The sequence below is a fragment of the Mycobacterium sp. NGS35 genome (genome assembly GCF_059812855.1).
The window spans coordinates 206,306-231,622 of the sequence record NZ_JCALDL010000001.1 but is presented as its reverse complement, the minus strand read 5'-3'; the positions used below and the strand labels follow the sequence as shown (position 1 = coordinate 231,622).

The following is a 25,317-nucleotide window of genomic DNA, read 5'->3' as shown; positions in this document are numbered from 1 at the left end:
GTGCTCCTACTGGTGGCAGCAACGGTCACCACGACTGTGCTTGTCACTGATCGCACGCCGGAAACGCTGCCGCCGAGGCATGACGGCCCGGTGCGGGTGTCAGTGATCGGTGATTCCTACAGTGCCGGTCCTGACAACGACGTGGTATGGCCTTCACTGATCGCCGCCGGATCTGCGCTCAGCATCTCCGATGTTGCTGTCGCAGATGCTACTTATGCGGGTGGCAAAGGGTGGAGCGGGCGTTTCGCCGATCAGATCGACAAGGCACTCGCCTCCAAACCTGAGGTGATCGTCGTCTTCGGCGGCCTTGGCGATGCCGGGCTACCTGACGGGCAGATCACCCAATCGGCGATCGATCTCTTCGCCGAACTGACGAGGCGGGCGCCGAACGCCAAAGTGGTGGCGTTCGGCCCGATTTGGCACGAGGATCCGGTACCGGACGTGTTCATGGCGCTCGACGCGGACATCGCGGCCGCCGCCAAAAGCAATCACATCACCTACATTCCGCTCATCCGGGAGAAGTGGCTGTTCGCCGATGGGTTGATGCAGGGCGACAACGCGCCAACCGACGACGGTCAGTCGGTGCTGGCGCGCCAACTGAACCCTCTTCTACTGCAGCAGATTCGCGAGTCGCAACCGGGTGCTGTGCAATGAGTAGCAGTCTTTCGGTCAACGTCACGTTACCTCGGAAGTCGACGCTTGCCCTCGCCGTTCTCGCGCTCGTGGCAGTGGTCGGCGTCCCATTCGCCATCGTCGACACGATGGCGGCGGGGCCGCCGGTCACCCAGTTCGCCAAGGTTGCGGAGGGGATCCCACCCACCCTGCCGAGCAGGTCCAGTCCCGCGGTGTTGTTCATCGGCGACTCTTACACGCAAGGCCCTGACACGCCTGACTTGAGCTATGGCTGCATGACGGCGACACAACTGGGTTGGGAGTGCAACATCGCGGCTCAGGGCGGAACGGGTTATCTCGCCGGCGGTCCGGGGCACCGGCTGCCGGTGACTCCACCCGAGTTGCCCTCGACGTCGTTTCTGGAACGACTGCCGCGCCTGCGGGAGTTGTACCGCGCCGACATCGTGATTCTCGACGGCGGCCGTAACGACATGCAGTTCGCCACATCCGATGTGGACCCGATATTCGCGTACACGGTGAAGCAGGTGATTCAGTTGTGGCCCAACAGCCATGTAGTCGTGATCGGACCATGGTTCCTCAACGAGCCGGTTATCAGGCCGCCATCTCTTGACGGCGCAACGATCGGCGACGACTTCCGATCGGTGCTTCGCTCCAATCCTGATTTCGACGCCGTGGATTTCATCGATCCTGGAGCCCTCGGCTGGTTCGTCGGTATCGACAGATCGCCATACGTGGCCGAGGACGGAATACACCCGAGCTTCGCGGGCGTCAAGAAGATCGCCGAACTCCTCACCGACGCCCTGCGGGCAGACGGGTTCACGAACCCGTCATGAACTCCGCTCTTAGCAACTATGTGCTGGTGCTGCGGCGCTGGTGGCGCATCGTGGTCGCATTCACGCTGCTGTCGATGACGGCGACTGCCCTGTACTACATCGCGAGTCCGCCCGAATACTCTTCTCAGGCTGTTCTTTTCGTGTCGACTCCGCGGGACGACGCACGCAGCTATTACGACGGCGATGACTATGCAAAGAAGCGAGCGGACACCTATCTCACTTTGAGCAAGAGTCCCGAGATAGCCCAGCGAGTCATCGACGACCTCGGACTGGAAACCGGCGCGCAGCAGATGCTTGGTCGCGTCAAACTCGCCCCTATTCGCGACACTGTGCTTCTCCAGCTGACGACGACCGGTGACACCCCGCTGCAGTCTCAGGTGATCGGTAATACCTACATCGACGAACTTCGCCGAACCGTCAACGCCCTGGAATCAGTGTCCGGCGGCCTGGCCCCGCGCGTGGACTTGGTGCCAGTGCAGCCACCGACGTTTGCGGGCCGTGCCGGGATGTTTCCGCCGTGGATCATCATCGGCGCCGTGGCGGCGCTGGGACTCATCGTCGGTGCGCTCGGCGCAGTCGTGGCTGCTCTACTGGACGGACGGATTCGTCGTGCCGAGGACGCGGCGGAGGCGACCGGGACGCCTGTGCTAGCGACGTTCCGCTCGTCGATCTGTTGGCAGGCGAATGACTTTCAGCCGTGCGACGGTGAGTCCGGCCGACAACTTCGAAGCACACTTGACCGGTTGGCATTACTCGGGTCGCGGGTCGTGATGGTGGCCTCGGCCGAAAGTGCCGCGGGCAAGACGGGTGTGGGGCTCACCGCCGCCCGAGTACTCGCCGAGAGGGGCTCGACGGTGGCCCTGGTGGACTTCGATTCCCGCGGCTCCCGCCTTGCTTCGACTCTCGGCCTCGACGGCGCAGAGACGGTCGACGCAATTATCCACCAAAACTCGCTGTGCTATCAGGCGTCACCAGCGGTTCTGGCGCCGCCTCGGGCCAATTGGCATGGCGTCGTGGTGATTCCCTTCGGCTCGGTCGACGACGACCCGGGTGCGATAGCGGATCACCCTGGAACAGCGGCGATGTTCGGTGCGCTGCGCAGTGCGTACGACTGGGTGATCGTCGACACTCCTGCTGCGAACGAATTCAGTGATGTGGTGCGACTGGCCAGGCACGCTGACGCGGTGGTGTTGACCGCGAAGGCGGGCCGTACCAAGTTCGACGAACTTCGCGCTGTGTGCAACCAGTTGAAGCTGGCCGACGCGAATGTATTGGGTGTCGTGTTCGTCGACGACAACGGACGCGGTCGCCAACGAGGCGTCCCGGCCCGCAACAGCGAACCTGTCGATGAGTCCGGGCACCGTCGGCTCGACTTCGAGCCTTCGATCTGACTTGACAAGGAGACTGTCGTGGATTTTCAAACCATCGTTCGCGGGATACGACGCAGGTGGTGGATCGTGGCCATCGCGGCCGTCGCCGGCATTGTCGTCGGGTACCTGGCAAGTAGCTTCGCCACTCGCGAATACACCGCTACGACACGGCTTTTCGTTGCCGCTACCGGCGGAAACAGTTCATCTGAAGCCTATTCCGGAAGCCAGTTCTCCGAGCAGCGCGCGGAGTCGTACGCCCAGATGATCAAGAGTGAGCAGATAACGCAGCGCGTGGTCGACAACCTCAAGCTGCCGATGTCGGCGAAAGCGCTCTCTTCGGAGGTGACCGCCGCCATCGTGCCTCGAACGGTGCTGCTCGATGTGTCGGTGACTGATCAGTCCCCCGAACGCGCGGCGGACATCGCGAATTCGCTTGCAGATGCCTTTATTCAATACGCCGGACCGCTGGAGACACCGGCTGGGCAGAGCACGCCTCGGTCGACGATCACGGTGGTGAGCCGTGCTCAGGTACCGCTGTCCCAGAGTTCTCCGAACGTCGCCTTGAACGCCGTGTACGGATGCATCGGCGGCACACTGCTCGGGCTGGCAGCCCTTGCTCTGATGCCGGTATTCAATAGGCGAATCGACTCCGTCGAGGAACTCGGCCAACTCACAGGTGCTCGTGCTGTCGGTCCGATAACAATGCCCGATCGCAACATCGACGCGTCGAAGGGACGATTCGACGCGTGGCACCCTGCCGACGCAGAAGAGCTCCGACGCCTCCGCGTGTACGTAGACGCTCACGAACCATCACCGCAAGTCGTTCTGGTAGCGGCGGCTTCTGCCGGCTACGCGGCCGCCACTCTGGGGGTGGGTCTGGCGGCAGCCTTTTCCGAAACGGGACGGAGCACCGCGCTCATCGTGGCGGATGCGACGTTCGACGCCGGACGATTCGGCCTACAGGACAAGGCGGTCGGGCTTGCCGATCTGCTCGACGAGAAATCCTCGTTCGAGGACGTTTTCCACAGCACCGCGCGTCCCAACTTGGCTGTCGTGCCTCCTGGCACGACGCCGGGGCTCGAGTCTTCGCTGTCGTCTGCCGCGATGAGCACATTCGTCGACGATGTCCGCAAGGAATACGACCGCGTTGTCATCGTGACGGCATGTGTGAATGACAGCAGCGCTGCCGCGGTCCTGTCAGCGATCGTCGACGCTGATCTTCTGGTGGTTGACAAGTCCAAGACTCAGCGCGGGGAGGTTGTGAAGGCAATGAGCGAGCTGAAGGCAGCCCGGGCCCCCCTGCTGGCCGTAGTGCTCGCCACCTCGAGCAGCAGTGAACTGCCATTGGTCGACAAGGCGTTCAAACCGTCCAGTACTCGGCCGCGGCACCAGGCAGACGAGGATCACCAATGAACGACACAGAGCAAGCCAACGTAGCCAGGTTCCCGGGGGGCAACGCACCGCTGGGCGAACGGTTTTCGCTCGCCGGCTTCACCGGTCGAGGTTATGACCGCGGCCGCAGCCTGCCTGTGCAGATTCTGTGGCTGGCGTCGCGCGGCTTGCTGATGAAGTGGTGGTGTCCCAACGCGGTCCGGATTCTGACGTTGCGGCTCTTCGGCGCCAAGATCGGTTCAGGCGTGCTCATTCGCCACGAGGTCAAGATTCACTGGCCCTGGAAGCTCGAGGTCGGATGCAACTCGTGGATCGGCGAGGAGGCATGGATTCTCAACCTCGAACGAGTGAAAATCGGATCCAACACCTGCATATCCCAAGGCGCGCTTGTCTGTTCCGGCAGCCATGACCGGCGAAGTCCTACCTTCGAATTCGACAACGCCCCCGTCACCATCGGTGATTCGGTATGGGTTGCGGCGCGTGCGACCGTGTTACGAGGCGTCCGCATCGGAGATGGCGCCACGATCGGAGCAACAGCCCTTGTCGCCGGTGACGTTGCGCCAGGTACCACCATCCTCCCGGCTGAACCAAAGATTCAGCGCCATAACGACCCCCGACAACTGTGAGGCGCTCGTGCACACTCAATCCCGCATCTACGTCGCCGGCCACCGCGGCATGGTCGGTTCTGCGATCACCCGCCGGCTCCTCGACGAGGGTTACAGCAACATACTCACTCGCTCCCACAAGGAACTTGCGCTGGACGACGCGGCAGCGGTGGAGGAGTTCTTCGCTTCGGAGAGGCCGGAGTACGTCGTACTCGCCGCCGCGAAAGTGGGCGGCATCATCGCCAACGCCACCCAAGGGGCCGACTTCATTCGGGACAACCTCAAGATTCAGACGAATGTCATCGACGCCGCCCACCGCTATGGCGTCGATAAGTTCATGTTCTTGGGCTCGAGCTGCATCTATCCCAAGCATGCTAAGCAACCGATAGTGGAAGAAGCCCTTCTCACCGGTCCGTTGGAGGAGACCAACCGGCCGTACGCGGTCGCGAAAATCGCCGGCATAACGATGTGCGAAGCGTATGCCAAACAGTACGGTTTCAATGCGTTCGCGGCGATGCCCCCGAACGTGTACGGAATCGGTGACAACTTCCATCCGGAACATTCTCATGTGGTCGCAGGTTTGATGCGCCGATTCCACGAGGCGAAGCTGTCCGGCCAGCCGACAGTCGTGGTATGGGGAACCGGTTCACCGCTGCGGGAGTTGATCGACGCCGACGACCTCGCTGATGCCTGCGTGTTCTTGCTGCGCCACTATGACGCCGGGGGGGTCATCAATGTCGGCTCCGCACAAGAGATTTCGATCCGCGACCTTGCTCTGCTGATGAAATCGGTCGTCGGATACGACGGTGAGGTGGAGTTCGACTCGACCCGACCGGACGGTACTCCTCGCAAGCTCATGGACAGTAGCAAACTACGGGCACTTGGTTGGCGGCCCACGGTCACGATCGAGGCGGGGCTGAAGAAGATGTACGGGTGGTTCCTCGAGTCGCTGGCCGACGAGTGCGCGGAAGGGACGAACCCGTGAAGAAGAAGATCGAACTGCTGGTTTGGCTTCTGCCGAGCAGTGCGTTGAAGAACAAGCTGCTGAGGATGTTCGGTCACACTATTGCGCCGTCTGCCCGCATCGGTCCCGTGGTGGCGTTGAACGTCGGGTGCGCCGTCATCGGCGAGAGCGCAAATATAGCTGCGCTGAACATGTTTCGGTCTCTTCGGCTACTGAAGATGGGCGAAAGTGCCACGATAGGATCTCTCAACACGATATCTGCGCACCCGGCATATCAAGCGTTGCACCCGGACGTCGGAAGCCTGGTCATGGGTGACGGTGCGATCATCACCAGTCGACACAATGTGGACTGTTCCGGAGTGGTCCGGATCGGCGAGATGTCCGCGATCGCTGGTCAGCGAACGACAATTCTGAGCCACGAGATCGACATACTGCGCAACGTGCAGACGGCAGGGCAGGTCACGATCGGGGAGCGCTCCGTCGTCTTGACCAACTGCGTGGTGCTCAAAGGTGCCATCCTGCCGCGCTACTCGCTGCTGACCGCGAGCTCGACTCTGGCCAGAGCGAGAAAGATCGATCCGGCCCCGGGCATTTACGGGGGCTCTCCTGCCGAATTCATCAGGTCGAATCCCTTGGAAGGCGGCAGCTGGTTCGAGCGTGAGCAGAGCGCCACGACCAAACTCAGAATCGAACTTCCTCGTCGGCGTGCGAACTCGAACGGAAACGGCCGAGCCGTGGTCGTCGGCGCGGCATCACCTCACACCGAGAAGGGCCTGGACGGCGGCGAGCGCCGGCTTGGCGCTGAAATCTGACCGGAGAAGACCATAGTTGTATTCCACGTTGCGGCTACCTGTTTCGACGTCGCGGAAGTCGAACAGGAATATCGGCCCGCCGTTGGGCAGAGACCGCATGTACTTGATGCCGTCTGTCAAGATCTCGGCCTGACGCTGTTGCGTTACGCCGACTTGCTGACCGGAAAGGTCCGGAGCGACGGCACCCGGAGCCGCCGTCGACGCACCGAATTCGGTGAACCAAATTTGCTTCCTGCTCTGGCCGTGGCTGGCCAGCAGCTCAGTGACTTCCTTGATCGCGCGATTCGAGTTCGACGAATTCTCCGGCCCCTCGACGCTCAGGAGATCCGGGGAACTGTACGGGTGCATGGCCACCGCATCGAAGAACTCACCCGCGCCATGCTCATACAACCCCCTGATGAAGGTGGCCGGCGCCATCTCCGTCGGATCGTCGACGGCCGGAGATGTCCCGCCGGTGATCACGACAGCCCCCGGATCGACAGACTTGATGGCTGCGTACGAGTCCTCGAGCATCGACGAGTACAAGGCGAGATCGGGAGCCGGTGCGAAGCTGTCGTCGATATTCGGTTCGTTCCAGATTTCCCAGTGGTGAATGACATTCGAATAGCGCTGGGCAACTTGAGCAATGAAATCGCGGAAAGCCGCCGCATCGGCAGGCCTCGGATGGATCAGGGCGCGGTTCTCAGGCGCGACCGCCCAAGACGGTGCGTAGGTCACCAGGCCCAGGATCATCAAGCCTCGGTCAGCCGCATCCATGACAAGCGAATCGGTATCGCGCCAGTCGAAGTGCCCTGGAGACCGTTCGATGTCGCCCCATTGAATGTAGACACGGACCGCCCGGAAGCCGGTGGCTTTGATCAGGTCGTACTGGCGGCTCCGCAACGCGGGGTCGATGCTCGGTTCGTTGAGCGTGACAGCGTTGACTCCGACGATGCTCGGTGGAGCAGCGGGCGCCGAGGGTGGCGGGTTCGCCACAGTTGTACGCGAGGGCGGAGCAGCTTTCTGACATCCCACGAGCGCCATGAGCAGCGCCATGGAGACCATCACGACGAATCGTCGGGAGATGGCGAGCCCTTCGCCCCTCACGTGAGTCAACGTTCGCCTTCCGTTGGGGTCATCAGCTCGAGCATCGGAGCCACAGGTGGTCTTGAAAGAGAGCATGCCCGCAACAGGGTCGGGCCGCAATGGAGTGGGCGATGCGGGATGTTTCGTCGAACGCGCCCCCGCGTGATATCGGGGTTTCTGCGATGACTGACTTGGTCATTCACCGCGCTGCACTGGCTGGCGACCGCACCGCAGCGCGACCCGTTCCGCGCCTCGGTAGCTCGCCATCGCGCGGCTCGTTCGAGAGCCGGCGCACAACAGCACGACGGGCGCTCACCGTAGTGGTGCTGATCGCGTTGGGTGCGACCTCGGCAATCCAGATCCAAGGGTTCACCCTGACGATGCTCGCCCCGGTCTGTCTTCTCCTGGCGCCGGCATTGCTTCTGACGCGACCGGCGTTTGGGCAGTGGCTTCCACTGGCCCTCGCCATCATTGGGTTTGCCGCCTTTTGCATCTCGGCACAGATCAACCATTTGAGTCTGGTTGATCAACGAGTGCAACAGTGGGGGGCGTTCGCCATCTACTACGCGGGCTTTCTGGTGCTGGCCGGAAGAGACCTGCTCCGCATCTTCTCGATCTTTTGCGGCATCGCCATCGGCACCGTGGTCTACAGCATCCTGCCCGGCACGGCGGCGGCGTCCTCCTACGGATCTTTCAGCGACATCTGGAAATACGGCTGGGGACAGTGGATCGTCATCATCTTGTTGTTCGGTTTGACTGTTGTCAGAGTCGCGCTTCCGCTGCAGGCCGTAGTACTGGTGTTGATCGGGGCCTACAGCCTGGCCGAGGACTACCGGTCACTGGCGACGAATTGCGTTCTTGCCGCTGTCGTCGTGGTGGTGGGCTGGGCTGGTGCCGATCGGATCCCGCGATGGCTGCAGCTCACACTTGTGGCGGGGTCGGCAGCTGCGGTGTTCGCTCTCTTACCGAAACTGGCGACGAGCGGGCTCTTGGGCAGTGCGATTCAGCGCAAGACGGAAAGCCAGTTAGCTCAGGGTGTTCCGCTGATACTTGCTGGACGGACGGAGTCGCCCCTGTCGATCTCGGCGATCATGGACCGCCCCTGGTTCGGTTGGGCCAGCGCGAACAACATCAGCGCGGAGGTGTTCGACCATGCCAAGACTCTCGCCATCACCCTTGGCTTCGACCCGACTGTCCGCTTGGAAAGCACCTGGTATCTGCCGAACGGTGACGTATCGCTTCACTCAGTGTTGCTCGGCGCCTGGGCAGAGGGCGGACTGTTTGCCGCGCTTCTGCCCGTGGGACTGGCCGTCGCGGCGCTGGCGATGATCTGCAACGCGTCCCGATACGGACGCTGGGCTGCGCTGGTGGTCGTCGTGTCGGTACAGGCGGTTTGGGATCTGTTGTTCTCGCCGTGGTCCTACGGTGCTTTGGCCGCCTTCGCTGTTCTCGCAGTTGCCTTCTCGGCGAGGCACTTGCCCGCCAATGACGAGTGCGGTGTGAAGGGAGATGTTCGTGACTACTGAGGCGGCCGTAAGCGTCGTCATTCCGACCATCGGCAGAGCGAGTCTGCGCGAGGCCGTCGAATCCGCATTGAATCAGGCGGTGGCCCCCGCCGAGGTCATCGTGGTCGTGGACTCGGATTGTGAACCGGACTTGCCGGCTTCCGACGCGATCCGCGTGTTGCGGACATCGGGAGGAGTTGGACCCGGCCGTGCCAGGCAGCTGGGAATCGACTCGGCCAAGGGCGACATCATCGCGCTGCTCGACGATGACGACCGTTGGCGGAAGGACAAACTCGAAAAACAGCTCGCTGCAGCACCGCAGGAGGGACGGTGGATCGTTTCTTGTCGTTACGTGCGGCGCGCTGACGGGCAGAAGCCGTTGACCATTCCCAGCAGGCTGGTCGAGCCACACGAACGAGTCATTCCCTATTTGATGAAACTGCGCTCACTGCGAAGAGCGCGGCCCTCGTTAGCGGTGCCGACGCTGATGTTCCCGAAGACTGTTGCGGAGGCGGTTCCACTGTCGGTGTCGGCCGGCTCGATTCATGACGATCCCATGTGGCTGATGAATGTGCAGCGCGCACTGCCCGACCTTTCGATTGTTCAACTTTCTGATTGCCTCGTCGAGGTCAATGTGACTGCCGGGTCGACGTCGCGGCCGGGGGTGGACCGCAGCAAAGACTACATCGATTGGGGCGTCCGAGAACTCGTCGACGAGTCGAAGAGGGTGCGAGGTGATTACTTCCTGTACAGCCCCGTCATTTCGGCCGTCGAGGCAGGCTCCCTGCGTAGCGTCTTTGGCGCTGTGGCCGCGGGTGTGCGATGGGGAAGGCCCGGAATCTGGGCGTGGATCTACGCGTCGGCGGCCGCGTTGAGGATCGGGCTGCGAAAGGTGAAAGTCCAGTGGGGCACAGCTCTCAGGGAGCAGAACCAGTGACGTCGACTCCGACCGTCTCGGTGATCACGATCACCTTGAACGACCTCGATGGGCTGAAACGAACCGTGGACAGCGTGCGTGCCCAGCGTTACGCCGGAACCATCGAACACATCGTGATCGACGGCGGATCGGGTGACGACGTCAGTGACTACCTGTCCCGAAATGAGCCCGGCTTCGCTTACTGGCAGTCTGAGCCTGACGCCGGCAGATACGACGCGATGAACCAGGGCATCGCCCATGCATCCGGAGATCTGTTGTGGTTCATGCATTCCGGTGATCGCTTCTCTGATCCGGACGCAGTGGCTCACGTTGTGCAGACGGTCGTGCACCGTGGCCCCGTGGGGGACTCGTGGGGCTATGGCATAGAACATGAGATCGGACCGGATGGCACCAGTGTCGGGTTCCAGGCTCCCATGCCTTTCGACATGCGCAAGTTCCTGACGTTACGCGGAACCATCCCCCATCAAGCGTCGTTCTTCGGCGCCTCGCTGGTGAGGAAGTTGGGCGGCTATGACGTTGGTTTCCCGATCGCGGCCGATCAATTGTTCATGCTGCGCGCCGCTTTGGTGCGGGAGCCCATCACGATCGAGCGCGTGGTAGCCGATTTCGACACTACTGGAGCTGGATCGTCGCGTCCGGTCAGCGAGGCCTTCGATGACATGCGCCGGATCTGGGACTCGGTGGGCTGCTACCCGTTCCAGGGACGGCGGATGTCGCTCGCATACCTACGCTGCTGGGAATACGCGGTGCAGACCAAGCTCGCCGCCTCCCGCGTGGCGGCGACTCTGAAAGCGGGACCCGCTGCAGCCGAGGGAGTTTCGATGAAAGAGCCGTTGGCCAAGAAACGTGGCGTGCGACGGTTCGCCCATGGTGGTGTCGACGCGCTCGTTGGTGCGCGTTGGGGGTCGATCAGGAATGTGCGGACCGATCAGCCGCTGGTGGCATTGACCTTCGATGATGGCCCCGACATCGAGTGGACCCCTCGAATACTGGATATACTCGCCGAAAATCATTCCCGCGGAACGTTTTTCATGCTGGTGGAAAGCGCACGCCGCCTGCCCGAACTGGTGCATCGAGTGGTCGCGGAAGGCCATGAAGTCGGCCTGCACGGGTTCGACCATCAGACGCTGGCCGGCCGCTCCCGCGGATCGACCCGGCGCCTGCTCGAGGCGGCGGCCGCAGAACTGTCGGCGATTTCAGGCGCACCGGTGAAGTACTTTCGCCCACCATTTGGAGCCCAGAGCGTGGGTTCCTTCCTAGGCGAGCGCGATGCCGGCCTGGAAACCGTCATGTGGGACGTCGACAGTTTCGACTGGAGCGGACTGGCGGAGTCGGCGGTGGTGTCGGAGGTGGTCGCTCAGGCTGAGCCGGGGAGCATCATCTTGCTACACGACACCCTTGCCGACCACCCCGAGCGTGTCTTCGACCGCGCCAGCGCAGTGCAGATGATTGTCGACGGCCTGCAGCAGCGTTCATTGCAGAGCACCACGATCTCCGGGCTGACGGCATCAGGTGAGGTACGGCGGGCAGCCTTTTTCTCCCTGTCGATGCGTTCGATGAACCCGTTGATGTCATTGTCGAAGGATCGGTAGGCGCGGTCGTGAGAACGTTTGTGTACCGCGATAGCGGCAGCTGGCGCTCGGCGGGGCCGGAGGGGCAATCCCCGCGGGCCCGGTTAGGTCGGGGTGTGCGAACATGACTGCCACCGACGCCGTCGAATACGACGCATCGCTCAAGCCCGTCGAGCGCAAGGCAATTGTGCTCGGGACCGGTTTCCGCGTGGTCGGAACGCCGTTGGTCGCCCTGATAGGACTGACAAATACCGCAATCATCGTCCGTCAGACCGGCGAGGCAGTGTTCGGCGTCGTGTCGCTGATCACGACGCTTTCCTTGCTCATCCCGTTCGCCGACTTGGGAATCGGTGCGGTGGTGACCAGTGCCTGCTCCCGGCCGGGGCGGCTCACCGAAGACCGCGCAGCTGTGGCTACCGTGCAGCGCGGTTTGCGCAGGCTGATTTTTGTTGCAGCCGTGCTGATCTCGGCCAGCCTCGTAGTGATGGCGACAGATTCGTGGCGTCTTCTGATCGGTACTACGACGGGTCCGGCCGACCGCATCGCGATCACTGTCGCGGCGTGCCTGATCGCTTTGGGCATTCCGGCTGGTATCGGTATCCGGATCATCATCGGTTTGAACATGAATCCGCTTGCGGTGGTGCTGACCATGACCAACGCCGTATTCACGTTGCTGATCACTCTGGTGCTGAAAAGCGTTGGTGTAGATGGCATTTGGTATGCGGTATCCGGTGCCGGGGGCGTGCTGGCCGGAAACTGCGTTGCCACTTTTTTGGCGCTACGTATGAGCGGTATCGGGCGGTCAGCATTCGCAAAACCCGGCGTGGAAGAGGCGAAGAGCAGACTGTTACAGGGCTCGCTGTGGATGTTCGTGTTGAGCATCGGTTTGCCGCTAGGCCTTCAATCGCACCGGTTGATCCTCTCGCACGTGTCCACTCCTGGGGAGCTCTCACGCTACGCTCTGATGGCTCAGATTTTCGCGGTCGTGTGGATGGTCTTCGATACGGCCGGGATGGCTTTGTGGCCGGTATTCGTCAAACGCCGATCGAATCTTGCTGCCTCCACCCAGTTGTGGCTGAAGGCTGTGGCGGCGTTCGGGGTATTGTCCGCCCTGGCCGGCCTCGGCATCGTGGCGTTGGGGCCGTGGGCTACATCGGTGCTTTCAGACGGCAAGGTGGGCGCGACGCGGGCACTGGCAATTGCGTTCGCCGTGCTGCTGTTCCTTGAATGCATCCACTTACCAGGCGGCATCATGCTGACGATGCCGCGAGAGGCCCGATGGCAATCGATCTGTATCACTGTCATGGGTGTGACAACCGTGCTGCTGGGCATCTGGTGGGGCGCAAAGTGGGGTGGTACCGGCGTCATAGCCGCTGCCGCTGTTGCCATGGTAGCGGCGCAAGTCATCCCGGACTTCGTCTGGATTCCGCGACTGCTCAGGCGTCGAACGCAGGACTGCGTGGGCGAAAGCATCCCTTGAGAACCTGACGCAGACAAGGGTTTTCGGGTGAGTGGGCGCTGACCCTAATGTTTCACTATCGTCGGGCTTCACGCGCCGAAAGAGCGCGGTACCCGGCTGCCCGCATCGCACTCAGCTTCGGCTTGAGCGGGGAATTCTTCAGTCTGGCGATTGTTGCGCGACGGGCGGCGATCCGCGCTGCGCGCAGCTTCCGGCGCAGCGGGTTGGCCGTCACCTCGCCTTGGCAGACGGAAATCGAGCCAGTCATCGCTCGGCGCTTGTAATCCTCCACGCCCGCGCCCAAGTCGATGCGCACCACGCCCATCTGTGGGGCGGCAGCGATCAACTCGCGCAACATGATCCAGCCAGGCGCCAACTCGGCGTGCGCCCGATCGAACACCGGGAACCACCAGTGAACGACGGCACCGTCGCGCAGCCCGAAGTGCGCGGCGAGCAGCGTGTCACCCGCGTACACCGCCGACAGCATGCCGGAGAAACCGTCGACGCTCGTGTTGGCCAAATGGTGCACCAGCTCTCGGCGACGAGGCATCGCGAAGAAGTCGTACGCGCCCGTTGCGGCATACTGACGGCGTTTGATGTCAATCAGCCAGTCCAAAAGAGCTGGGTCCCGCGCATCCCACACTAGGCGCAGGTCGCCATGCTGACGTGCGGCCTTATTGGTCATCCGGCGCACTCGCGACAGCTTGTCCCGGCCCGCCTTGCCAATACGGGTCAGATAGCCGTCGAGGCCGCCTGTGGCATCGATGAAGGGCGACTCCTCGCGGCCGTCGACCCATGGCGCGAACTCCAAGCGGTCCTCTGAGATGTGGTCGAACCGCAAGGCGCGCAGCCCAGTCGCGCGTACGAGGTCGAGGGGATCGATCGTTACGCCAGGGGGCGCTATCGGTCCATGGAAATCCGCACCGGGCCAGCCGGCCGGCCGCGCCAGCCCCTTTTTTATCTGCAACGGGAACCACACCTGGTTGGCGGCGGTCGCCACTTGGACATCGCCGAATATCGCGTGCACCGCGCCGGCAAAGGCTGGATGGAAGTACGGGCTGTCGAGCGCCGGGTTGGCATTGCGAACGCGACCCCACAAAGCCAGCTGTTCCGCATCAAGCGCGTCGAAGTCGATCAGGCTGCACGACACCTCCGTAAACCTACACCGCAAACCCAAAACATTACTGTTTTCAGCGGCAAAGCTGCCGATAGCCCCGGCGCTTTGTCACCACGACTGCACGGCGGTAGGGCGGGACGACGCACCCCACCTTCGGATCTCAACGCGCTTGTCGCTGTCGGCATTGCCGTAGAACTGCTCGGCCGTCACATACGGGGCGGTCAAATCGCCGATTTGAGAGTCGGCAAATGGGCCGTAGACCTTACCCGTCGGGCCCAACACCCAGGCCTTGCCCAAATCCTTGCGGACGTAGACGGCCACGTGCTGCGGTTCCGTTGTGAAAGTCCGTCCATAGGGGACATTTGCGATAACCGTCAGCACATCGTGTCGCCAAACACCGTACTCGAAGTGGTCATTCGAGAAGGTGACGTGCGCTGGACTGTCCGGCACGGGAGTGCTGCCCAGGTAACCGGACGGCAGTGGGCTCGCGTACATACACAGCGCGAGTAGGCCGCTGTCGGTGGTGCCGGTGGGGCTGAAATTCCAGTCGGCCTCAATATAGGTGGCACTGTCGTGCAGGCGTGCGGTCGTGTAACCGGCACCGATGCCTGCACGCTTGTAGGTGATGATCGACTTACCATCGAAAATGGTTGGAAGAGCGGCGATATCATCCGGACTGTAGGTGAGAATCGCCGTTTGCCCGGAGTCGAATCTGGACGGGTGTTTGCCGTTTGGCACGGTGCGGTAATCCTGGTGAAGCTCGAGCTGCGGCGTCGTCGCTGCACATTCGCATAGCATGCCGATCAGGATCACTGCGGTTACGATACTCAGCAGTGTCTTCCATAACGTGAGCAGAGTTTCTGACGTTTGTGGCGGACCGAATTCGTGGCCGGTGTGGCATCGCCCGCGCAGCAGATCACAAGGACCGCGGTTCCAATAGGCTGGCCGTGATATCGCCATTTGCCTTCTTTCATTGGATCGCAATGCTTCCGGATGGGACCACCATCGGGAATCCGCTAGCGAGATCTGATTGCCGGCGGTTCCAGGTTCAGATATTGAGCTGTGGTTACAACGATATCCAGCGCTGCGGCGCTGGCCGCCACCTTTCGCCGTCGCCGGAGTTGGTGCCTGACGGCGGCTGAATATCGAGGCGATCTTGATTCTTGTCTTACGCGTACGCGGCGGCGCGTCTCGTGCGGTGGCGGCGGAGTCCATGCGGCCGACCCCGAAGATCGCTTGAGGTTGGCCGCTTCGGTCCTGGCGCAAAAGCATTGTCGCGCAGCAGTTTCGGCACAACAGCGTCCAGTCAATGTGTGTGAATAACGTCGAGCACATTGCGAAGCCTCGGCATCACCGACTGTCCGTCACGGTCCGCCCGGCGCGCGGCACTGATCGGGGTTGTCCCCGCCGACCCGCAAGTTCAGATAGCTGCCGGTCGAACGCGTAAGGCCAAGCGTGGCTGAACAGGCCTGTTGGCGATGGTCGCGAAGTGCTGTTCACCTTTCCGGCACCCGTCAGGGCGGACAGCAAACCAACATTTGATTGCCAGTTGGAATGAGGCAAGTCATAAGCGGAGCCCGTGGGCAATAGATTGTGACCGTCGTCACAGATGCGACTGCGTGCTGCGTCAGGGGGACGCCAGTAGCGGTGGCCGACTAGTGGCAGCTCCTGTCATAAACCGTATTGTTGCAAATTCAAGCTTTATTTGCCTTGGGGGATAATTTGCCCCGCGTTCGCCACGAGACAGCATGCTTTTCCCCCGATATCCGCGCGCACACATACCTTCTTGATGAGTTCGGGTTGGCATGATTGCGGATGGTCTGCTTAACTTATGCGCGGTCGTTGCCACGGGGTAACAACCACCGCCGGCAAATCGCCCAGGATTTGCGGCAGGCGGTGCAGCTAAATGTCGGGCCTTGAAGTTGATTGCCAATGAGGAGTGCGGTGATACCGGTTCGTGTGGTGTGCCGTCGCCCTATCGCCGATCGGTTTTGCCCTACTCGGCTCGCCGGCCAGATGGGACTGCCGATGCGTGAGCACTCATGGGCAGCAAGTGACACACCCCGGTGGACCGATGAAGACTTCCTGCGCACCTCGCGAGGACCGTCTGGAGTGCCTATGGGCTAGGACCTGCAGATTCACCGCTCTTGGCGGGGATGGGGACAGCGACCAAACCGACCCCATCCCCTGCCCTCCCAGCAAAGGAAGGCTCTTTCATGCTACAAAAACGCGCTGCAAGTTTCGTCACACTTCCGTTTTCTCAGGATGGCTCGTGCGATCGCCGCGGCGGTAGGCGGGTCGCCTCGTCGCATCTCCATAGGAGGCCATCGAAATGATGGCAGTAGGTGCCGCGGTTGACTGCTCTGCACACATGAGCCGGCCGGCCGGCCGAGTGGCCGGGCTGGAGCGTCACCAGTGACCGCCCTGTCGATCGTGATGCCGGTTTACAACGAGTCGGCGACGATCGTGCGCGCCGTCAATCGCGTGCTGGCGGTCGATTATCCATGCCCGATGGAGCTCATCGTGGTTGACGACGGCAGCACCGACGCAACCGCGGAACTGTTGCGGCCCTTCGGCGATGTGGGGGTGATCACCGTGTGCCACCGGCACAATCTCGGCAAGGGGGCCGCGGTGCGTAGCGGTGTCCAGCGGGCCTCAGGCACACATGTCATCATCCTCGACGCCGATCTCGAATACTCACCGTCAGACATCCCGGCCCTTCTCGGTCCGGTCCTCAGCGGAGTCGCCGACCATGTATTCGGGACCCGGATCTTCGGCATGAACACCAGGTTTCCGTCCTACCGGTTCGCCGTCGGCGGCCGGTTCACCACATTCGTGGCGAACCTGCTGTTCGACTCATGCATCACCGACATGCACACCTGCCTGAAACTGATTCCTACTCAGCACTTTCGAGCGTTGACGTTGTCACAGCGAGGCTTCGGCCTGGACACCGAACTGACGGCGAAGATTCTGCGTGCCGGCGTGCGGCCCTACGAGGTTCCTGTCACCTACAACGGCAGGACCTTCGAGGAAGGCAAAAAGATCACCTGGCGCGACGGCCTGCAATGCCTGTCGATCCTTCTCGCCACCCGACTGCGCAGGGCGGACAAACTGCCTGCAGTGGTGGGTGAGACGGGCGGCGTCGTCGTCTCCCTGGCGGCGACCACGGCTCCGCGGCTCGGGTCGCACGTGGAGACACGCCCGATGAGGGCTGCTAGGTGAACGCTGTATGAGCATGGTAGTCGATGACGGCGTGGAGGTGAATCCGTCGATACCACAACGCCATTCGCCTGAACCTCGACTTCGCAGCCGATTCGCGTTACGGCGTTATGGGCTGGTGTTGGTGGTACTGGCCGCGTTACTCCTCGCCGGCGGGGTGGCGGTCGGATACTCCAGCGAGGCACGGCATCAGCTGGCGTTGTCGTTCACGAAGCAGCCGACACCGTTTGCGGAGTTGTATTTTTCGCCGAACCCGCTGACGTTGAGTCCCGCGGAACGTCCGGCGGCCGAGGGTGGAGACCTCGAGAGTGGGCAGGCCCTGATGAATGTCTCGTTCACGGTCGCCAACCATGACGGCCGGTCGGACAACTTCCCGTATGAGGTGATCGTCTTCGATCCCGCGAGAACGGTGCTGGGGCGCGCTGAGGGAGCGCTGACCGTCGCCAACGGCACAACGCAAACCACCACGGCCGCCGTCGATCTGGTCGAGGCGGAACGGTGGTCGGCTGTCGAAGTGCGTCTGAGCGGACGCGACCTACGCATTCGATTGATGCGGGCGGAATGAGAGGGACGAATGTCCGCTAGAAACCAAGCTGTCGTCGTCACCACGAGTTGGGATGACGGCCATGCCTGCGATCAACGACTGGCCGGCTTGCTCGAGCGCTATGGGTTGCGCGGAACCTTCTACGTCGCGCCGCGGAACGTCGAGCTGCCCCAGCAACAGCGATTGCGCGACAGCGAGGTCGCCGCATTGGCGCACGATTTCGAGATCGGTGGCCACACACTCACGCATCGCCGGTTGACCGGCCTGGCCGATGACGTCGCCTGGAACGAGATCGTCGACGGCAAGGATGCTGTTGAGCAGGTGACCGGCGTGCGGTTGCGATCTTTTTGCTATCCCGGCGGGCAGTACGCTGCCCGGCATATCGGGATGGTGCAGAATGCCGGATTCGCCTTGGCGCGCACAGTACGTCGTGGAGTCACACGAATGTCGTCGCCGTATGAAACCCATACGACGGTGCACGCGTACCGCCACCTCGTTGACGGGCCGGCCACCGTGCGCCTTGCCGCCGGCAATCTGCGGAAGGCGCGCCGGATGTACTGGAACTGGGATGAATTGGCAATGGCAATATTCGACCGCGTCTTGGATACGGGCGGTGTGTTCCATCTGTGGGGACACAGCTGGGAGATCGACGACAACGGCGACTGGGGTCGGCTGGAGCGGCTGCTCCGCTACGTCGGCGGCAGGTCAGACGTGGCGTACGTCGACAACGGCGACCTCGTCGCCACGGGCGCATGATCGGCGCATCCCAGCGGCGGCACATCGTCGTTCAGGTCACCAGCTACTACCCGCCGCACCTCGGTGGTGTGGAGAACGTCGCGCAGACGCTCGCCGAGCACCTGGCCGAGCGTCACGAGGTCCACGTGATCACCACGACCTGCGGCTCCGCCAGGGCACCCATCCGGGAGAACACCTCCGGTGTCCGAGTGCGCCGGTTCGGCGCGTTCTCGGTGGCGCACACGCCTATCTCGCTGGGCCTGGCGCTGAGGTTGCTCACGATCAGCCGGCGCTCGATCTTGCATGTGCACACCGCACAAGCGTTCGTCCCCGAAGTCGTTCTCCTGGTGTCGTTTCTGCGGCGGCGCCCCTACATCGCCCACTTCCACCTCGACGTCGATCCCTCCGGTCCACTAGGTGTGCTCCTCGGTGCCTATAAGCGGTGGGTGCTCGGGCCGTTTCTGCGACGCGCGGCGGCCGTCGTGGCGTTGTCGGGGGAGCAGGCCCGGTTCCTCGAGTCCCACCACCGCGTGCCAGCCGCGCGAATCACTGTGATTCCCAATGGCGTCCACCCGCGCTTCTATGAGGCGTGCGATCGGCCCCCTGCACAGCCTGTGCCAGCGCGCAAGTTGCGTCTGCTGTTCGTGGGTCGGCTCGACGCGCAGAAGAACGTGCTGCGGCTGGTCACCGCGATGGCCCACGTGACGTCGAACGTCGAGCTGGTGATCGTCGGCGACGGCGAACTTCGCGATGAGATCAGCTGTCATATCGACCATCTCGGGCTGACTAGCGTCACGTTGGCTGGTGCAGCGCGCGGCAACGAACTCGTGCAGTGGTACCGCTGGGCGCAGGTGTTCGTCATCTCGTCGGATAAGGAAGGCATGCCGCTCGTCCTCTTGGAAGCAATGGCTGCCGGCTTGGCGATCATCGCGGCGGATGCGCCGGGAACTCGGGACATCGTCGACGGTGTCGGCCTGCTGGTCCGACCGGACCCGGAGTCGCTGGCCGCAGCCATCGACAAGTTGGCCGACGACCCCGCACTTCTTGCCGAGCTGTCGGCCCGCAGCGCCAACCGCGGAACGAACTTCCGGTGGCACAACAGCGTTTCGGCGCTGGAATGCCTTTACGATTCTGTGGCGGCGACATGACCGCTGCCCCAGCCACATCGCAGCCCGCAACGACCGATGGTGCGCGCGACCTTATACCGGTCATCGCTGCGGCGGCTTGCGCCGGCGTTGTTCTGGTGGATGCCGGCCCCTTTTTGTTGCGCTTGGTGGCGGGCCTGGCCATGTTGTTCGTGATCCCGGTGATGCTCGTGCACGCGAAGGTCAACTGGCCGACGACCACCAGGGCGCATGAGTCGCTGCTGTACTCGCTGGCGTTGGTGGTGCTCGCGATGATGGTGGGCGGCCTCGTCGTAAATTTGGTTCTACCGCTCGCGGGGGTGGCGCGACCGCTTGACCGCGTCCCTGTGGTCCTGTCGATGTTGGGCGCGCTTGTGGCACTGAGCATTTGGCGGCCATCGCGATGGCGCTGGCGCAGCGATCCGGTCATCCGCTCCCGGGCAGCGGGGGTGATCGGCACGCGCGATCAGCTGCTGCTGGCCGCTGGTGTCGTTCTCGTCGTCGGGTCCGTCGCCGGGCCGATCCGTCTCAACAACGGGGCCAGTGGAGCTGTCACCACCGCCACGCTGGTGATCGGGGCGGCCGTTATCGTGATGATGTTCACATGGCGATCCGTGCTGCGTGAGTCGACCATTGTTGCGACGCTGTACATGCTGTCGTTGGCGCTGCTGCTGATGACATCACTGCGCGGCTGGTTCGTGACGGGCCACGACATTCAGCGCGAATTCAGGCTGTTCGAACTGACGACCAGCCAAGGCATCTGGGGCACAGACACGTTCCACTCGGCGTACAACGCCTGCCTGAGCATCACGATCCTGCCCACCATCATCCAGCGGGCGACCGGCATCCCCGACCTTTTCGTGTTCAAGGTCGTCTTCCAGTCGCTTTATGCGCTGTGCCCGGTGCTCATCTACCTCATTGCCCGGCGGTTCGCGTCGCGGGCGGTCGCAGTTCTGGCCGCCGTCTACTTCGTCGCGTATCCCACCTACTTCGGCGACATGCCGTTCCTGAACCGACAGGAGGTGGCGTTCTTCTTCCTCGGCGCCGCGGTTCTGCTCATGACAGATCGCGCGGTGCCTGTCCGATTACGGCGAATCGGGCTCGTCACATTCGGTGTCGGTGTCGTCCTGTCGCACTATTCGACGACGTATGTGCTGTTGGCTGTGCTCGGGCTGTGTTGGGCCGCAACGCGTCTCGCGCCGGCCGCCCGCCGGTTGACGCGAAAGCGGCGGGGCAGGCACCACGCGTCACGGCAACGCCGCATCCTACAAAGTCCCAGCCCGCCTGTTCTGACATGGTCGATCCTGCTCGTGCTCGGGGCGCTCACCTTCGTTTGGGCCGGTCCGATCACTGGTGCGGGCGGCCAGGTGGAGCAGACCTTCCGCTCGACGCTGACGTCGCTGACCGGGGGAGCGGACGAAGGTCAACGGTCGTCTGATGCCTCCTACGCCATCGTCGGCGGGGAGAAACTCAGCGCCGAGAAACGGCTGCGGGACTTCAGGAACCAGGCGATCCAAACTACTGCAGGCGACCGAACGGCGGGGGCGAGTTACCCGCTGTCCGAACTCGATCGGTATCCCACGCCGGTGGTGGCGGCCGAACAACTGCCGACGACCGCCCTCGGCAAGGTCCTCGACGCTGCCGGCGCGAGTCCGTCGGCCGTCAACGGAACGCTGCGCCGTGTCGCGCCGATCTGGATGCAGCTGTGCATTGCGGTCGGCTTTCTCGCGGTGCTGCGCGGCCGCGCGGGTGCCTTTCGGCCGAGCCTTGAATTCGTTTGCGGCGCATTGGCGTGCATCGCCGCTATGGCGATGCTGGTGCTCCTGCCGCAGCTGTCGGTCGATTACGGGCTCCTTCGTGCCTTCGGCCAGGGATTGTTCTGGCTGGCGCCGTTCCTCGCCGTCGGGAGTATCCAGGCCTTTCACTTGCTGGGCGGGCGATGGGCACGCAATGTCGCGCTGGCCGTGGCGGTGACGCTCTACCTTTCGCTGACGGGCGTGATCCCGCAGCTGTTGGGCGGGTATCCGCCCCAGCTCCACCTGAACAACGCCGGCGAATACTACGACAACTGCTATCTGCATGAACAAGAGGACACCGCGATCACGTGGCTACGAACGCGGATCTCGGCCGAGAAGGCCCCTGACGTGCAAGCCCACATGTACTGCTACGTCTACGCTTTCACACCGCGTCAGCGATACGCCGAGCCCAGCGACGGCGATGACATCTTCCCGGTGTTCGTCCGCAAGGACGCCTACGCCTTCCTCGGGTCCACCACCGTACTCAGGGGCGACGTTGCGCTGTCGTACGCCGGCGACACCGTGACGTACAAGTACCCGGTCGAGTTCCTCGACGAGAACAAGAGCCTGATCTACAGCAATAACGGCGCGAGGATTTACCGATGACCAGCAATGATCAAGCAGCACAAGGCAAATGGAAGCGGGTGATCTGGCCGGCGTCAGCGTGGGCGGGAATCGACACCGTGGTCGTTTTCGGCGTGCTGGGCTGGATCTACGGCGCGTTGGTCGCTGTGTTCAACCCTGACATTCTCGCCGAGCCGATTGTGTGGTGGCTGCCCATCCGCCGGGACACCATGGCCACAATCTGCTTCGGCATGTCAGCTCTGGCATATCTTCTGCGTCAGATCGGCGAACGCCGCAGGAGGCGCGGTGAGGACTGACATTCACCGGCGCAGTCGGGGTTCGGGCGTCGCAATCCTTCGCACCGTGTTCGTCTACTCGACACTGCCCATGCTCTATCTCATGGCGAACTCGATTGCGCATCGGGAAACGATGACCATGCCGCTCACTCATTTCGCAGACGCGCCGACGGAGGGGTTCGTCCTCGCCGTCTCACTGGTGTGTTCCATCGTGTCGTTTTTCGTGCTGCGGGTGATCGCACACGCCGGTGCGGAGACGAAAGGGGGTGGCTTGTGATAACCCGCAACACGCTTCAAGAGCGCGCCGGTCGAGGGGCCCACTCCGACAGACTGATTCGGAACTCGTCCTTTCTGATGGCCGCAATGGGCACCATGGCCATTCTTGGTTTCGGCTTCTCGGTCCTTGCCGCCCGGATGTTCACCCCGGAGCAGGTCGGTGCCGGAATGTCGTTGGTGTCGGCAACGTCGCTGATCGCCTATCTGAGCCTCTTTGGGCTGAACGTGACGATCGTGCGGTTCTACGCGAACTCGAGCAACCGCAACGCCCAAGTCACCCGCAGCCTTCTTGCGGTCGGCGGCTTCGGACTCTTGTTCTCTGCTGTGTACGTGCTGTTCGTACCGATCTATGCGCCTGAACTGTCTTTCGTTCGCGACAATCCGCTTTATGCCGTCGGCTTCCTGATCGCCGGGGCGGCATCCGCCCTGAATCTGCTGACAGACTTCGTCTTCATCGCCGCGCGAAATTCCGAGTACAACCTGCTCATTGACGGGTTTTTGCAGGGCATCACCAAGCTTCTGGCTCCAGCGGCCTTGATCGGATTGGGCGCCTACGGCATCTTCGCGTCCGTCGGTGCGGGATACGTCATCGCGCTTGGAGCGAGCATCGTGTGCATGTACAGGATTTTGGGTCTGCGTATAGACTTTCGGCGCGCCGCCGAGCTCAGCCGTCATCAGCTGAGCTATTCGATGTCGGGCTACCTGTCCAGCGTCGCGACGATTGCACCCATCATGGTTTTGCCTTTGATCGTTCTGCACGCCCGCGGCGAGGCGGAAGCCGGCTACTTCTTCTTGACGTTTCAGATCGCCAATGCCGTCTACTCTGTCGCGTACGCGGTCGGCGAAGCATTCTTCGCCGAAGGATCGTTCGACGAGTCGCGGCTGGGAGCTCTGCTCAAGCGGTCGGCGCTGATGCTCGTGGCGCTGTTGGTTCCCGCCGTTGTCGTTTTGGTCATCGGCAGCCACTGGATCCTCTCGCTGTTCGGTCCCGGTTACGCCGACAACGCCGATAATCTGTTGCAGATACTGGCGATTGGCGCTTTGGCCGTCGCCCTCAACACCTGGACCGCGTCGGTGCTCAAACTACTGGGACTGATGAAAAGTCTGGTCATATCCAGCGCGGCGTTTGCCCTCACCACGATCGGCCTTGCCCAGTTGTGGAGTGGCCGGGGACTGGAGTGGCTGGGCTGGGCGTGGCTGATCGGCAACCTGGTCACTGGAGGGTATGCGGTGGTGGCAATCGTTCTTCATCAACGAAATTCGGCTGGCGCCGAGCCCGCACCGCTGATGTCGGAGGCGATGCGATGAGCGTTCAGGCTGGCGCTGGGAACAATGACGGTAGGACGGCCCTGCTGGTTTCACCGTACTTCCCGCCCGATATCGGCGGAGTCGAGCAGTACGTCGAAAACCTCGCCAGGCTACTTCACCACCGGCACGGGTGGCGCGTCGTCGTCGTCGCCACCGAACCCGAACGGGGGCCGGCACCCCGGGTCACCGACACCGAGTACGCCCGTGTGTACCGCATCCCCTTCAAGGTGCGGATCTCGAACACCCCGGTCGGCCTGCGTTGGTCGCGGTTTCTGCGCGAAATCATCGAACGTGAGCGGATCACCATCGTCAACGCACACGCGCCGGTCCCGCTGCTCGCCGACGTCGCGGCTCGCGCAGCCGGTGACCTGCCGTTTGTCTTGACATATCACACCGGGCCGATGCGAAACGGGCGGCTTCTCTACGATGTGACGTGCCGGACCTACGAACGGTTGGTGCTGACCAGGACCGCACGGCGTGCCGATCAGGTCATCTGCTCATCCGATTACGTATTCGACAGCTATCCCGGCCTGTTCTCGGGCAAGGCGACGACGATACCGCCCGGCGTCGATGTCGACGTCTTCGACGCCGCCGGCGTTCCACCCGAGCCGGACCGGGTGCTGTTCGTGGGCTCTCTCGGAAAAGCGGCCCATTACAAGGGATTGCCTGACCTGATCGCGGCGATGCCAGCGCTGCGAAGGCGGCGACCGGGTGTTCGACTCGAGGTGGTCGGGGATGGTGACGCGATGGCCAACCATGTGGCTTTGTGTCGGCGACTCGGTGTGGATGACATCGTGACCTTCTCCGGCCGATTGGACCGGCACAAGCTCGCTGTGGCGTACCGGCGGGCCAGCGTGGTGTCACTTCCCACCCATTACGACAGCTTTCCCACCGTTCTCGTCGAGGCCATGTCGACGGCGCGGCCCGTGGTCTCCACCCCGGTGGGGGGGATTCCCACTCTGGTCACTGACGGTGTCGACGGCGTGCTGCATGCGCCCGGCGATGTTCTTACCCTCGCGGCGGCGCTGGCCGACTTGCTGGCCAACCCGGCGCGTGCCGCCGATATGGGCCGCCGGGGTGCGAGCAAGGTCCGATCCGAACTCTCCTGGGCCACCCAGTCCGACCGGACCTGCGCCGTCTTCGACAGAGCTCTCAACGTACCTGCTTGCTATGCGGGCTGACTCGAAGGGAA

23 protein-coding genes and 1 pseudogene are annotated in these 25,317 nt (G+C 62.8%); 21 read left to right on the top strand and 3 right to left on the bottom strand.

The annotated features are described in order from the left end of the window. Window positions 1–12: 12 nt before the first annotated feature. From AC5Y4C_RS01165 to AC5Y4C_RS01135, 7 genes are read left to right on the top strand one after another with little or no spacing between them, the layout of a single operon-like run. The gene (locus tag AC5Y4C_RS01165; RefSeq protein WP_499907628.1) at window positions 13–654 is read left to right on the top strand and encodes an SGNH/GDSL hydrolase family protein; all 642 of its coding nucleotides are present in this window, start codon (window positions 13–15) and stop codon (window positions 652–654) included. After that, on the top strand, window positions 651–1,466 hold the full coding sequence (locus AC5Y4C_RS01160) for an SGNH/GDSL hydrolase family protein (protein WP_499962134.1): 816 nt from the start codon (window positions 651–653) through the stop codon (window positions 1,464–1,466). Before AC5Y4C_RS01165 ends, AC5Y4C_RS01160 begins: the two co-directional genes overlap by 4 nt. Beyond that, window positions 1,463–2,857 (top strand): tyrosine-protein kinase domain-containing protein, encoded by a 1,395-nt coding sequence (locus AC5Y4C_RS01155; RefSeq protein ID WP_499962135.1) that lies wholly within the window; start codon window positions 1,463–1,465, stop codon window positions 2,855–2,857. Before AC5Y4C_RS01160 ends, AC5Y4C_RS01155 begins: the two co-directional genes overlap by 4 nt. A gap of 18 nt (window positions 2,858–2,875) precedes the next feature. Beyond that, the gene (locus tag AC5Y4C_RS01150; RefSeq protein ID WP_499962136.1) at window positions 2,876–4,249 is read left to right on the top strand and encodes a Wzz/FepE/Etk N-terminal domain-containing protein; all 1,374 of its coding nucleotides are present in this window, start codon (window positions 2,876–2,878) and stop codon (window positions 4,247–4,249) included. Further along, window positions 4,246–4,854: an LbetaH domain-containing protein gene (locus tag AC5Y4C_RS01145; RefSeq protein ID WP_499962138.1), complete on the top strand. Its 609-nt coding sequence runs from the start codon at window positions 4,246–4,248 to the stop codon at window positions 4,852–4,854. Before AC5Y4C_RS01150 ends, AC5Y4C_RS01145 begins: the two co-directional genes overlap by 4 nt. Window positions 4,855–4,861: 7 nt before the next feature. Next, a complete protein-coding gene (locus tag AC5Y4C_RS01140; RefSeq protein WP_499914746.1) occupies window positions 4,862–5,818 on the top strand; it encodes a GDP-L-fucose synthase family protein in 957 nt (318 codons plus the stop codon). Continuing rightward, entirely contained in the window at window positions 5,815–6,609 is a 795-nt protein-coding gene (locus AC5Y4C_RS01135; protein WP_499907640.1) for an acyltransferase, read from the top strand. The genes AC5Y4C_RS01140 and AC5Y4C_RS01135 overlap by 4 nt, the downstream gene beginning before the upstream one ends. Here the strand turns inward: AC5Y4C_RS01135 and AC5Y4C_RS01130 are convergent. Further along, complete coding sequence (locus AC5Y4C_RS01130) at window positions 6,550–7,695, bottom strand: cellulase family glycosylhydrolase (protein ID WP_499914748.1); 1,146 nt, start codon at window positions 7,693–7,695, stop codon at window positions 6,550–6,552. The genes AC5Y4C_RS01135 and AC5Y4C_RS01130 overlap by 60 nt on opposite strands. Before the next feature lie 110 nt (window positions 7,696–7,805). Here AC5Y4C_RS01130 and AC5Y4C_RS01125 point away from each other — a divergent pair, with 110 nt between their 5' ends. The 5 genes and pseudogenes from AC5Y4C_RS01125 (at window position 7,806) to AC5Y4C_RS01105 (ending at window position 13,167) form a co-directional block, all read left to right on the top strand. Continuing rightward, the gene (locus AC5Y4C_RS01125; protein WP_499962139.1) at window positions 7,806–9,200 is read left to right on the top strand and encodes a hypothetical protein; all 1,395 of its coding nucleotides are present in this window, start codon (window positions 7,806–7,808) and stop codon (window positions 9,198–9,200) included. Further along, window positions 9,190–10,116, top strand: coding sequence for a glycosyltransferase (locus AC5Y4C_RS01120; protein ID WP_499962141.1), 927 nt, complete (start codon window positions 9,190–9,192; stop codon window positions 10,114–10,116). The genes AC5Y4C_RS01125 and AC5Y4C_RS01120 overlap by 11 nt, the downstream gene beginning before the upstream one ends. Next, window positions 10,113–10,859 (top strand): annotated as a pseudogene (locus AC5Y4C_RS01115) (glycosyltransferase family 2 protein); the annotation flags it as partial. The gene AC5Y4C_RS01120 and the pseudogene AC5Y4C_RS01115, both read left to right, overlap by 4 nt. 78 nt (window positions 10,860–10,937) lie before the next feature. Further along, on the top strand, window positions 10,938–11,708 hold the full coding sequence (locus AC5Y4C_RS01110) for a polysaccharide deacetylase family protein (RefSeq protein WP_500008042.1): 771 nt from the start codon (window positions 10,938–10,940) through the stop codon (window positions 11,706–11,708). A 103-nt stretch (window positions 11,709–11,811) separates the two neighbouring features. Then, the gene (locus AC5Y4C_RS01105; RefSeq protein WP_499962143.1) at window positions 11,812–13,167 is read left to right on the top strand and encodes a lipopolysaccharide biosynthesis protein; all 1,356 of its coding nucleotides are present in this window, start codon (window positions 11,812–11,814) and stop codon (window positions 13,165–13,167) included. A gap of 55 nt (window positions 13,168–13,222) precedes the next feature. On the opposite strand, the gene AC5Y4C_RS01100 is transcribed toward AC5Y4C_RS01105, so the two are convergent. Continuing rightward, window positions 13,223–14,296, bottom strand: coding sequence for a GNAT family N-acetyltransferase (locus tag AC5Y4C_RS01100; RefSeq protein ID WP_499962144.1), 1,074 nt, complete (start codon window positions 14,294–14,296; stop codon window positions 13,223–13,225). Window positions 14,297–14,371: 75 nt separating this feature from the next. Further along, window positions 14,372–15,076 carry a hypothetical protein gene (locus AC5Y4C_RS01095; protein WP_499962146.1) on the bottom strand — a complete coding sequence of 235 codons (705 nt, stop codon included), beginning with the start codon at window positions 15,074–15,076 and terminating at the stop codon, window positions 14,372–14,374. Window positions 15,077–16,678: 1,602 nt separating this feature from the next. Between AC5Y4C_RS01095 and AC5Y4C_RS01090 the strand changes: the two genes are divergently transcribed. The 9 genes from AC5Y4C_RS01090 to AC5Y4C_RS01050 all read left to right on the top strand — a co-directional run bounded on the left by AC5Y4C_RS01090 (window position 16,679) and on the right by AC5Y4C_RS01050 (window position 25,306). Next, entirely contained in the window at window positions 16,679–17,485 is an 807-nt protein-coding gene (locus tag AC5Y4C_RS01090) for a glycosyltransferase family 2 protein (protein WP_499907654.1), read from the top strand. 7 nt (window positions 17,486–17,492) lie between these two features. Beyond that, on the top strand, window positions 17,493–18,047 hold the full coding sequence (locus AC5Y4C_RS01085) for a hypothetical protein (protein ID WP_499962147.1): 555 nt from the start codon (window positions 17,493–17,495) through the stop codon (window positions 18,045–18,047). 9 nt (window positions 18,048–18,056) lie between these two features. After that, window positions 18,057–18,782, top strand: coding sequence for a polysaccharide deacetylase family protein (locus AC5Y4C_RS01080; protein ID WP_499914759.1), 726 nt, complete (start codon window positions 18,057–18,059; stop codon window positions 18,780–18,782). Continuing rightward, window positions 18,779–19,909 (top strand): glycosyltransferase family 4 protein, encoded by a 1,131-nt coding sequence (locus AC5Y4C_RS01075; RefSeq protein WP_499914762.1) that lies wholly within the window; start codon window positions 18,779–18,781, stop codon window positions 19,907–19,909. The genes AC5Y4C_RS01080 and AC5Y4C_RS01075 overlap by 4 nt, the downstream gene beginning before the upstream one ends. Window positions 19,910–20,004: 95 nt before the next feature. Beyond that, the gene (locus AC5Y4C_RS01070) at window positions 20,005–22,287 is read left to right on the top strand and encodes a DUF2206 domain-containing protein (RefSeq protein ID WP_499962149.1); all 2,283 of its coding nucleotides are present in this window, start codon (window positions 20,005–20,007) and stop codon (window positions 22,285–22,287) included. After that, on the top strand, window positions 22,284–22,562 hold the full coding sequence (locus AC5Y4C_RS01065; RefSeq protein WP_499962151.1) for a hypothetical protein: 279 nt from the start codon (window positions 22,284–22,286) through the stop codon (window positions 22,560–22,562). The genes AC5Y4C_RS01070 and AC5Y4C_RS01065 overlap by 4 nt, the downstream gene beginning before the upstream one ends. Further along, window positions 22,552–22,818: a hypothetical protein gene (locus AC5Y4C_RS01060; protein WP_499962153.1), complete on the top strand. Its 267-nt coding sequence runs from the start codon at window positions 22,552–22,554 to the stop codon at window positions 22,816–22,818. Before AC5Y4C_RS01065 ends, AC5Y4C_RS01060 begins: the two co-directional genes overlap by 11 nt. Then, complete coding sequence (locus AC5Y4C_RS01055; protein ID WP_499962155.1) at window positions 22,743–24,125, top strand: lipopolysaccharide biosynthesis protein; 1,383 nt, start codon at window positions 22,743–22,745, stop codon at window positions 24,123–24,125. The genes AC5Y4C_RS01060 and AC5Y4C_RS01055 overlap by 76 nt, the downstream gene beginning before the upstream one ends. Further along, window positions 24,122–25,306 carry a glycosyltransferase family 4 protein gene (locus AC5Y4C_RS01050; RefSeq protein WP_499962157.1) on the top strand — a complete coding sequence of 395 codons (1,185 nt, stop codon included), beginning with the start codon at window positions 24,122–24,124 and terminating at the stop codon, window positions 25,304–25,306. Before AC5Y4C_RS01055 ends, AC5Y4C_RS01050 begins: the two co-directional genes overlap by 4 nt. Window positions 25,307–25,317: the final 11 nt, after the last annotated feature.

What these genes read in the sequence shown, in the direction of transcription:
- AC5Y4C_RS01160 (WP_499962134.1), top strand. Translation starts at nt 651, where the DNA reads ATGAGTAGCAGTCTTTCGGTCAACGTCACGTTACCTCGGAAGTCGACG.
- AC5Y4C_RS01155 (WP_499962135.1), top strand. Translation starts at nt 1,463, where the DNA reads ATGAACTCCGCTCTTAGCAACTATGTGCTGGTGCTGCGGCGCTGGTGG.
- AC5Y4C_RS01145 (WP_499962138.1), top strand. Translation starts at nt 4,246, where the DNA reads ATGAACGACACAGAGCAAGCCAACGTAGCCAGGTTCCCGGGGGGCAAC.
- AC5Y4C_RS01125 (WP_499962139.1), top strand. Translation starts at nt 7,806, where the DNA reads ATGCGGGATGTTTCGTCGAACGCGCCCCCGCGTGATATCGGGGTTTCT.
- AC5Y4C_RS01110 (WP_500008042.1), top strand. Translation starts at nt 10,938, where the DNA reads ATGAAAGAGCCGTTGGCCAAGAAACGTGGCGTGCGACGGTTCGCCCAT.
- AC5Y4C_RS01105 (WP_499962143.1), top strand. Translation starts at nt 11,812, where the DNA reads ATGACTGCCACCGACGCCGTCGAATACGACGCATCGCTCAAGCCCGTC.
- AC5Y4C_RS01085 (WP_499962147.1), top strand. Translation starts at nt 17,493, where the DNA reads ATGAGCATGGTAGTCGATGACGGCGTGGAGGTGAATCCGTCGATACCA.
- AC5Y4C_RS01080 (WP_499914759.1), top strand. Translation starts at nt 18,057, where the DNA reads ATGTCCGCTAGAAACCAAGCTGTCGTCGTCACCACGAGTTGGGATGAC.
- AC5Y4C_RS01075 (WP_499914762.1), top strand. Translation starts at nt 18,779, where the DNA reads ATGATCGGCGCATCCCAGCGGCGGCACATCGTCGTTCAGGTCACCAGC.
- AC5Y4C_RS01065 (WP_499962151.1), top strand. Translation starts at nt 22,284, where the DNA reads ATGACCAGCAATGATCAAGCAGCACAAGGCAAATGGAAGCGGGTGATC.
- AC5Y4C_RS01050 (WP_499962157.1), top strand. Translation starts at nt 24,122, where the DNA reads ATGAGCGTTCAGGCTGGCGCTGGGAACAATGACGGTAGGACGGCCCTG.